The following is a 9,272-nucleotide window of genomic DNA, read 5'->3' as shown; positions in this document are numbered from 1 at the left end:
CGCCTGGGCCGAGGCGACATCGGCGGTCCACAGCTCAAGCCCGGTCGGGGTGTTCAGCAGGAAGGCCACGGCCTTGCCGTTCGGCGCCCAGCTGACGTTGGTCAGGCGGGCGTTCGCCGGCAGACCCGCCACGACGCGCGCCGCGCCGCCGTCGACGGTCTGGAAGCTGAGGCCGGTCAGCCAGGTGACGCGGCTGTTGGCCGGGCCGTTGTTCTGGGGATTGATGCGGTATCCGGCCAGGCGCAGCATCGGCTCGGCCAGCTCGGCGATGGTCGGCAGGTTGGAACGGTCCTGCAGCAGAAGGGTCTTGCGGTCGGGGCTGAGGCTGGCCGTCGGGTTGGGCTTGGAATCGAGGATCTGCGCGATCGGTTGCGGCGGCTGATTATAGGTCGGCGCGGCGGGCGCCTGGGCGGCGGCGGGCGTGGCCAGGGCGGGCACGGCGGCCAGAAGGACCAGGGCAGGCAGGGCCTGCTTCAACAGTTGACGACGCATGGAACGCTTCCCCCAAAGGATATGGATGCCCAGAATTTTCTATTTCGCTCTGGTCTAGGGGGCGGCTTGCCCAAGGGTCAACCCGAAAGGCGACGCTGAAACCCGGCGTCCGACCCACAGACGCTTGCCCGCCGACTGCCCGCGCTTTAAGGACGGAGAAGACCGCAATATTCATCAAACGATGAAAAAGGGAGAGCGATGCGCAAGATCTACGCTGACGTCACGTCCGCGCTGGAGGGCCTGACCTTTGACGGGATGACCGTCATGTCTGGCGGCTTCGGCCTGTGCGGCATTCCCGAAAACCTGATCGCCGGGCTGAAGGCCTCGGGCGTCAAGGGACTGACCGTCATCTCCAACAACGCGGGCGTGGACGGCTTCGGCCTGGGCCAGCTGCTGGAGACCAAACAGATCGCCAAGATGATCTCGTCCTACGTCGGCGAGAACAAGGAGTTCGAGCGCCAATACCTGGCCGGCGAGTTGCAGCTGGAGTTCAACCCTCAGGGCACCCTGGCCGAGCGCATCCGTGCGGGCGGCGCGGGCATCCCCGCCTTCTTCACCGCCACCGGCGTCGGCACCCTGGTCGCCGAGGGCAAGGAAGTCCGCAACTTCGACGGTCGCGACTACGTCATGGAAACCGGCCTGATCGCTGACCTCGCCATCATCAAGGCCTGGAAGGCCGACGAACGCGGCAACCTCGTCTTTCGCAAGACCGCCCGCAACTTCAACCCGATGATGGCCACCGCCGGCAAGGTGACGGTCGTCGAGGTCGAGGAGATCGTCCCTGTCGGCTCGCTGGACCCCGACAGCATCCATACGCCGGGCGTCTATGTCGACCGCCTGATCCAGACCGTGTCCGAGAAGCGCATCGAACAGCGCACCGTCCGTCAGAAGGAGCCCGCGTAATGGCCCGCACCCGCGAACAACTGGCCGAGCGCGCCGCGAAAGAGCTGCAGGACGGCTTCTACGTCAACCTGGGCATCGGCATCCCGACCCTGGTGGCCAACTACATCCCCGAGGGCATGGTCGTGACCCTGCAGTCCGAGAACGGGATGCTGGGCATGGGCCCCTTCCCCTATGAGGGCGAAGAAGACCCCGACCTGATCAACGCCGGCAAGCAGACGATCACCGAGATCCCCGAGTCGGCCTATTTCTCCTCGGCCGACAGCTTCGCCATGATCCGCGGCGGCCACATCAACCTGTCGATCCTCGGCGCCATGGAAGTGGCCCAGAATGGCGACATCGCCAACTGGATGATCCCCGGCAAGCTGGTGAAGGGCATGGGCGGCGCCATGGACCTGGTCGCGGGCGTCAAGCGCGTGGTCGTGGTCATGGATCACGCCAACAAGCACGGCCAGTCCAAGGTGCTGAAGGAATGCAGCCTGCCCCTGACCGGCACGGGCGTGGTCAGCCGCATCATCACCGATCTGGCCGTCTTCGACGTCAAGCCGGACGGTTCGGGCCTGGAGCTGATCGAATTGGCCGACGGCGTGACCCTGGACGAGGTCGCCGCCAGGACCGAAGCGGCCTACACGGTCGCCGCCGGCCTGGGCTGAACCGCCCTTCCCGTCTGAAAAGCGAAACCCCGGCGACCGCACGGCCGCCGGGGTTTTTCTTTAGCTGCGCGTCGCCTGGCTGCCCTGCTGATCCGTCCAGAGGACGATCTGGCGGCTGGCCTCGGCCGTGGCGCGGTCGAAGGCGGCGACGATGGCCGACTGGCGGTTCTCGCCGGCGCTTTCGCTGACCGAGATGCGATCCTCCGCCACGATGGAACGGTCGCCCGGCCGGATCAGCCGCAACAGCACCACGACATTGACGTCCGGCACGCCCCCCGGTGCGGCATAGACGGCCTCGAACCGGCGCACGTCCACGCTGAGCAGCAAACCGTCGCGTGTCGCCTGACCGGAACCTAGAACCGTGCAGGTCCCGCCGTCGGCGAAGGCGTTGCGCAGGGTTTCCTCGAACAGGGTCTCGGCCGGCGACACCCAGCGCGCGCCCTTGATGTAGGCGGCCTCGGCCCCGGTCACGGCCAGCAGGCGGTCGCCGCTGGACGCATCGGGGAAGTCCACCCGGCGCAGGTTGACGTTGACATCGGGACAGGCGGAGGTCGCCCCCGTTCCCGCGAAGGCCGATCCGCCGCCGAAGCGGTAGAGCTGAACCGGGTCGGGCGTCGCCAGCAGGGCGCAACCGGACAGAGTGACCGAAGCGGCCGCGATCAGCAGGCTGGAACGGATCACGGCTGCACCTCGATTTCCTTGGACGGCGCCTTGGCGATGAAGTCGCGGGGGCTTTCACGCACATTGTCGACCAGCGACTGCAGCGAGCGCGTCGCCTGGTCCAGTTGCCGGATCGTATCGTTCAGTTGCGGCACGGTATGAGTTCCAAAGTCCCCCAGCGGCCCCTCCAGCCCGGTCGCCGACCGATTAATCGAGGCGATGGCGGCCTGGGCTTCCTGGGTCGCCTTGTTGATGTTGGCGATGGCCTGGCGGCCGTCCGTATCGACCAACTGCCGCGCGGTGACGCCCAGGGCCTGATACTCGCCGACGGCGGCGTTGGCCTTGGTCAGAGCCTCTTCCAGCTGCTGGAACATCCCCTTGCGGGCTTCCAGCTCGTCAGTCAGTTCCTCGACGTTCTTCACGCTGGTCGAGAAGCTGCGGATGTTGTCGTCCGACAGGACCCGGTTGATCCGGTTCAAGGCGTCCACCGTCTGGGCCAGCACCGTGCCGGAGCCGCTCAGCAGCTCGGCGATCGGACTGGGTTGGCTCTGGATCACCGGCACGACGTTCTCGGGGTACTGCGCCTTCAGCAGGGGGCTGTTGGGCGTGCCCGCCGTAATCTGGATATAGTTCAACCCGGTGATCCCCTGCGGCTCCAGCTGGGCGCGTGAGGCCACGCGCACCGGCGTGGTCCCGTTCAGACGCACCCGGGCGATGACCTGATCGCCCTTCTTGGGGTCCAGGTTCAGGGCCGTGACCTCGCCGACGCGGATGCCGTTGAAATGCACCTCGCCGCCTTCCGACAGGCCGCGCACGGGGCCGTAGAAGACGATGTCATAGACGTCGTAGTCGTTGTTGAACTGCAGTCGGGCCAGCCAGATCGTGAACACGGCCAGCGCCAGCAACAGGGCGACTGTGGCGATGCCGACGGCGGCGTAGTGGGCGTCTCTTTCCATCTCTCGTCCCGCTCTCCTCAGGCGGCGCTCTGGTGAGCGGCGCGACCGCGCGGCCCCAGGAAGTATTCCTTGATCCACGGATGTTCGGAACGCTCCAGTTCCTGAACCGTGGCCTTCTCAACAACGTGCTTGTCAGCCAGCACCGCCACCTTGTCGCAGATGGCGTAGAGGCTATCGAGGTCGTGGGTGATCATGAAGACCGTCAGGTCCAAGTCGTCGCACAGGTCGCGGATCAACTGGTCGAACGCGGCCGCGCCGATGGGGTCCAGCCCCGCCGTCGGCTCGTCCAGAAAGATCAGTTCGGGGTCCAGCGCCAGGGCGCGGGCCAGGCCGACGCGCTTGCGCATCCCGCCCGACAGTTCGGCCGGCTTCAGATAATGCGATTCCGACCCCAGCCCGACCATGGCGATCTTCATCTCGGCCAGTTCGCGGATGGTGTCGCGCGGCAGGTCGGTGTGTTCGACCAGCGGCGAGGCGACATTGTCCAGCACCGTCAGCGCCGAGAACAGCGCGCCTTGCTGGAACAGAACCCCCGTGCGGCGCTCGACCTCGGCCGCCTCGGCCTTGGTCATGGCGTCGCGCTCATAGCCGAACAATTTCACCGAACCGCCCTCGGGCTGTTTCAGGCCGATGATGGAATTCAGCAGCACCGTCTTACCGGTGCCCGAGCCGCCGACCACGCCCAGAACCTCGCCGCGTTGCAGGTCCAGATCGAGGTCCTGGTGGATCACCCGGTCGCCGAACTGGCTCAGCAGGCCGCGCACCTCGACGACATTCTCGCGCCGCGGCTTTTCGGTCGACGCGGTCACAGGTTCAGCTCCAGGAACATCATGGCGAAGACGGCGTCGAGGAAGATGATGGCGAAGATGGCCTGGACCACGGCGGCCGTGACCCGGCGGCCCAGGCTTTCGACGTCGCCGGCCACCGACATCCCCTGGCGACAGCCGATGGCGGCCACGACCACGGCGAAGACCGGCGCCTTGATCAGGCCGACCATCAGATGGTTGCCCATCATCGGGTCTTCGGTGACGCGCTGGATGAAGAAGGCCGGGCCGTAGGACAGTTCGCTCCACGTCACCAGCATCCCGCCGAACAGACCCGTCACCATGCCGACGAAGGTCAGCAGCGGCAGCATCAGCAGCATGGCCGCCAGACGCGGAATCACCAGGGCCTGGAAGGGATTGACGCCCATGACCTGCATGGCGTCGACCTCCTGGTTCATCCGCATCGAGCCGATCTCGGCGGCGAAGGACGAGGCCGAACGGCCCGCCAGCAGGACCGAGGTGATGACCACGGCGAATTCGCGCAGCACCGAGACGGCGACCAGCTGGACCGTGAACACCCCCGCCCCGAACTGGGTCAGCAGGTTGGCCCCCAGGAAAGCGATGACGGCGCCGATGAAGAAGTTGGTCACGGCGATGATGGGGATGGCGTCCAGCCCCGACCGCTCGGCCTGACTGAACCAGGCGGGCCAGCGGATGGCGCCGGGGTGCTTCAACGCCGAACCGACGGCGACGATCAGCCGCCCCAGGAAGGCCAGCGACAGGATCGCCTCGGCCCCGAAATCATATACGCCCCGGCCGATCCTGGCGAAGGTGCGGGTAAAGGGGTGCGCGCGGCGCGGAGGAACGCAGGACTCGCGATCCAGCTTCTCGACCATCGCATAGATGCGGCCGGCTTCGGGTCGGTCGCGCCACGCCGCATTGGGCAGGGGCCGGGACAGGCTCTGGACGATGGCCAGGGCGCCGGCGGTGTCGAACCGCCCCAGATCGTCCAGCGCCAGCTCCGCGACCGGCCGGTCGCCCAGCGCCTCGGCCAGCCGCCGCGCGGTGCGGGCCAGACCCATGGTGGTCCAGTCGCCCGTCAGGCGCAGCCTTGCGGCGCCCTCCGGCCCGTCCTCGATATGGAAATCGGCTGCACTCATCGCCCCACCTTGTAGCCGAGCCTCGCGCAAAGGCCCATGGCGAAGCTGGCGGAAGTAGCGAACGCGCTGAAACCCTTATCGTTCAACGGGCCAGCGACGGCCCGACAGGCCAAAATGTCAGCGCAGATAGTCGAGCAGCGACACCTGACGCAATTGGCTGATCACCTGGGCCGAGGCCTGGATGGCGATCTGGGCCATCTCCAGCTCGGTCACGGCCTCGGCCATATTGGCGTCGGTCTTGCCCGAAAGGATGGTGTCGACCGAGATTTTCCGCGCTTCCTGCGACTCGATCAGGGTATCGACCCGGGCCTGCATGGCGCCGTTGCGGGCCTGCACGTCGACCACGCCCTTGGCTGCGGTTTCGAAGCGCGTCATCTGCGTGGTCAGGAAGGTCCGCTGTGCGTCGGTCATCTGGCCGTTCAGGGGCGTCGCCTGATGGAAGGTCTGGACGTCGCGGAAGACGTCGAACAGCGCCTGGCCGATGTCGCTGGCCAGGAAGCCCGTGTCCATGGTGACGTTCTCGTCCAGCCAGGAGGTCTGTTTCAGCTGGTCGTTCTTGAAGGCGTCGGCGGTCGCCGGCAGGGCCGCCAACGCGCTCAGGTCGGTGACGTTCGTGGGCAGTTGATCCACCGCCCCCCCTGCGAAGACGTACTTGCCCTGGTGTTTCATGCTCAGCCCGTCCTGGGCGACCTGAAACTGGGACTCCAGTTCCGCCATCAGACCGTCCAGCCGTCCGGCGGCGATGGCGTTGGCGATGGCCTGGCGCGCGGCCGTGGCGGCGTCGGCCACGCGCTCCAACCCCATGTCCTGGGACGTCAGCCGGTCGGCGACGGTCTTGGAGGTGTCGATAAAGCCCTGAATCCGCGTCTGGCTGGATTTCAGCGCGCTGACCGTCTCGGAGCCGCGGCCGAAGCCGACCAGGTCCGTGGCGTTCTTCTTGGTGTTGACCTTGTTCTGCGCTTCCTCGCCGCGCGACTGCGCCGCCATCAGCTGCAGCAGGGCCGACTGGTAGTTTCCAAACGTCGCTACGCGGGTCATCGCATCATTCCGATCAGCGTGTCGTACATTTCCGACGCCGCCTGGATAAGGCGCGCCGAAGCGTTAAAGGCCTGCTGATAGGTGGTCATCAGCACCAGCTCTTCGTCCATGTTGACGCCCTCGACCGAGGTCCGCCGCGCGGTCGCCTCGGTGTAGAGCGCTTCGGCGCTGGTCGCCCGGTTCTTGGCGATGGTCGCCTTGCCGCCGATCTCGCCGGACAGCTCCGAAGCGTAGCGCGACACCGACATCGACCCGCTGGCCGAACCGCCGGCCGCCGAGAAGGCCGTCGTGTTCTGGCCCGCGCTGGCCAGCAGGCGCGCGCCGCGCCCGTCGTTCTGGCTCAGCGCCGCCGTGCCCGCCGCCACGCCCAGGTTCAACTGCGCCAGCGCCAGTTTGGACGGGTCCTTGACGATGTCGCCGCGCACCGAGAAGCCGTCGGCGCGCGAGGCGCGGACCCCGCCGATGCCGAACAGTTCGCTCATCGACACGCCGGACGGAACCTGGGTCGTGCGGTCTTCCTGCACCGACATGGTCGGCGCCGGGTCGCCCCGGCCGGTGAAGCTCAGCTCGCCCCTGGCGTTCATGCTGAACGTGCCCATCCGGCCCACGCCGGTCGCCGGGTCGTTCAGCGCCGTCAGCAGGTCGGCCACCGTGCCCGCGCCTGCGGGGACCGCGACGGCGATGTCGCGGATCTTGGTCCCCGAGGCGTCGTTGAATCGCAGCGTCAGGGTCTCGCCGGGGGTGAAGCCGTGCAGCGACGCGGGCGTCAGGCCGTTGTCGTAGAGCGCCGGACGGTCGGTGGAGACCAGGTCGTTCAGGCCGAAGTAATGCGAGAAGCCCCGTCCTGCCTTGTTGCTGGGCGTCGTCGCGTCATCGGCGATGGCGACGCCGTTGGTCCCGCCCGCGTCGATGCTGAGCACGCCGTTGGTGAAGCTGGCGGTCGCCCCGCCCAACTGGCCGTTCAGCGTGGTCAGGAAGTTGGCGGGCGTCGTCGCCACGCCGTTGATCGTCATGGTCCCGCCCGAGAAGACGATGTCGGCCGAGTTCTGGATCACGCCCTGGGCATCGACGATGGCGATGGTGGTCCTGCCGGTGAACCCCTCCAGCGCCGTCTCCAGCGACTGCCCCACGTTGCGGCCGTTGAGGACAGTCGGCGCGGGGACGGAGGACGAAGCGTTGTGGGCGCGGTTCAGCTCGTCGGCGAGGCGCGTCATCAGCTCGCCCAGACGATCGGCCGCCGCCGGCGCCTCGACGTCGCGCAGCTCCAGCAGCCCCTTGATCTCGCCCGAGGCTAGGCCCGCCGACAGCGGGCGCCTTTGACTGTTGGGTTCCGTGACCCAGATTTCGTCAAAGGCGCTCTCGGACGAGACCGCCCCCGCTCGCGTATATTCCAGCTTGGCCGCGCCCTGCCCGGCCAGCAGGATGCCCGCCCCCGTGCGGATTTCGACGCCGCCGACCGAACGCGGCGTGATCCGCACATCCATCAGCTCGGCCAGTTCGTTGATCAGCGAGGCCTGGGCCGTCTCGGCGCCCGTGGAGTCGGCGCCGACCACGCTGGCCTTGGCGATCTCGACGTTCAGCTTCTCGATCTGCTCCAGCAGGCCGTTGGTGCGCTCGACCGCGCTCTGGATGCGGCCGTCGGCGTCCTCGCGCACGGCCTGTATCTGTTTGGCGATGCGGGCCGATTCATCGAACAGGGCCTGGGTCTTGTAGATGGCGTCCTGACGCATCGGCCCCAAGGTCGCATTCTCGGCCGAGGTGGCGAAGGCCGCGAACATACTGTCGATCTGCGAAAAGAAGCCGCTGTCCGCGCCCGGATCGCCGAACAGGGACTGGATGCGGTCAAACAATTCATAGCGGACGGTCTGGCGCCCGGCCTCGGCCCCGGCGTTCAGGCTGGCGGCCTGAAGGAAGCGGTCGGTGGCCAGGCGGATACGGGTGATCTCGACGCCGGTTCCGACACCGTGCTGGGCCCAGGCCTGCTGATCCGCGACCTTGCGGATGTAGCCGGGCGTATTGACGTTCGAGACATTGTCCGAAACCACGCGCAGCTGGGTCTGAGCAGCGCTCATGCCCGACGTGGCGATGTTCATGATCGAGTTGAGCGACATCAGACACGCCCTCCGCACAGGACCACATACAGGGCCGCGCCCGGCAAGCCTTGCTGGCCTGCGCGCAAATCTTGCCCGGTTTTCCGGTTCAGCCTTCTGGCTAATCCATTGATTTTATTATACATAGACTTTCAGCCTCTGTGCGTTCGCTCATGGCGGCGCAAATCGCGGGCCATGCCGAACGATGTCCGTGCCACCCGGCAAAAAGCGTAGCGGCGCGGCAATAAGGGCCGACCGAAAGGCGTCATGCAGACCGCTGCAAACGCACATAATTTTCTTTGTTTTCAATATCTTGAATTCACCCGCCGAAACTGGCCCGAGGCTTGCGGAGCAGCCTGTCGAATAGCCCGGGCGCAGCAGGCGCCGACCTCATCGAAAGCCGCCCTGCGCCCCATGTCCGCCCAAAGCGTCATGTCCGTCATCGCCCCCGCCGCCTCGACCGCGGCGAGCTTCGGCGCGTCCGACGACACGGCGGCTGACGGCGCCCTGTTCGCCGCCCTGGTGGCCGACGCTGCCGGCACTCAGGGCGAGGCGGCGC

The 9,272-nt window shown here is 67.0% G+C and carries 8 protein-coding genes and 1 pseudogene; 2 read left to right on the top strand and 7 right to left on the bottom strand.

All coding sequences use genetic code 11. From position 1 onward, the window contains the following. Positions 1-492, bottom strand: a pseudogene (locus ACREEF_RS14760) (S9 family peptidase); the annotation flags it as partial. Positions 493-690: 198 nt separating this feature from the next. On the opposite strand from ACREEF_RS14760, the gene ACREEF_RS14755 reads away from it, so the two are divergent. Together ACREEF_RS14755 and ACREEF_RS14750 are read left to right on the top strand one after the other, a co-directional pair. Beyond that, entirely contained in the window at positions 691-1,395 is a 705-nt protein-coding gene (locus ACREEF_RS14755) for a CoA transferase subunit A (RefSeq protein WP_431566326.1), read from the top strand. After that, positions 1,395-2,045, top strand: coding sequence for a 3-oxoacid CoA-transferase subunit B (locus ACREEF_RS14750; protein ID WP_431566325.1), 651 nt, complete (start codon positions 1,395-1,397; stop codon positions 2,043-2,045). The genes ACREEF_RS14755 and ACREEF_RS14750 overlap by 1 nt, the downstream gene beginning before the upstream one ends. A gap of 60 nt (positions 2,046-2,105) precedes the next feature. Here the strand turns inward: ACREEF_RS14750 and ACREEF_RS14745 are convergent, their stop codons facing one another. From ACREEF_RS14745 to flgK, 6 genes are all read right to left on the bottom strand, one after another. Further along, positions 2,106-2,726, bottom strand: coding sequence for an ABC-type transport auxiliary lipoprotein family protein (locus tag ACREEF_RS14745; protein WP_431566324.1), 621 nt, complete (start codon positions 2,724-2,726; stop codon positions 2,106-2,108). Then, complete coding sequence (locus ACREEF_RS14740) at positions 2,723-3,661, bottom strand: MlaD family protein (protein ID WP_431566323.1); 939 nt, start codon at positions 3,659-3,661, stop codon at positions 2,723-2,725. The genes ACREEF_RS14745 and ACREEF_RS14740 overlap by 4 nt, the downstream gene beginning before the upstream one ends. 17 nt (positions 3,662-3,678) lie before the next feature. Beyond that, entirely contained in the window at positions 3,679-4,470 is a 792-nt protein-coding gene (locus ACREEF_RS14735; RefSeq protein WP_431566322.1) for an ABC transporter ATP-binding protein, read from the bottom strand. Next, positions 4,467-5,585, bottom strand: a complete 1,119-nt coding sequence (locus tag ACREEF_RS14730; protein WP_431566321.1) for an MlaE family ABC transporter permease — start codon at positions 5,583-5,585, stop codon at positions 4,467-4,469. Before ACREEF_RS14730 ends, ACREEF_RS14735 begins: the two co-directional genes overlap by 4 nt. A gap of 117 nt (positions 5,586-5,702) precedes the next feature. Continuing rightward, positions 5,703-6,623, bottom strand: coding sequence for a flagellin (locus tag ACREEF_RS14725; protein WP_431566320.1), 921 nt, complete (start codon positions 6,621-6,623; stop codon positions 5,703-5,705). Beyond that, the gene (flgK, locus tag ACREEF_RS14720) at positions 6,620-8,734 is read right to left on the bottom strand and encodes a flagellar hook-associated protein FlgK (RefSeq protein ID WP_431566319.1); all 2,115 of its coding nucleotides are present in this window, start codon (positions 8,732-8,734) and stop codon (positions 6,620-6,622) included. The genes ACREEF_RS14725 and flgK overlap by 4 nt, the downstream gene beginning before the upstream one ends. Between the last annotated feature and the right edge of the window lie 538 nt (positions 8,735-9,272).

Origin of the sequence: Brevundimonas sp., assembly GCF_050729455.1 — a bacterium.
In the GTDB taxonomy this organism is placed as follows: Bacteria; Pseudomonadota; Alphaproteobacteria; order Caulobacterales; family Caulobacteraceae; genus Brevundimonas.
Note: the sequence above shows the minus strand (reverse complement) of the source record. Positions and strands in the feature narration are given on the sequence as shown.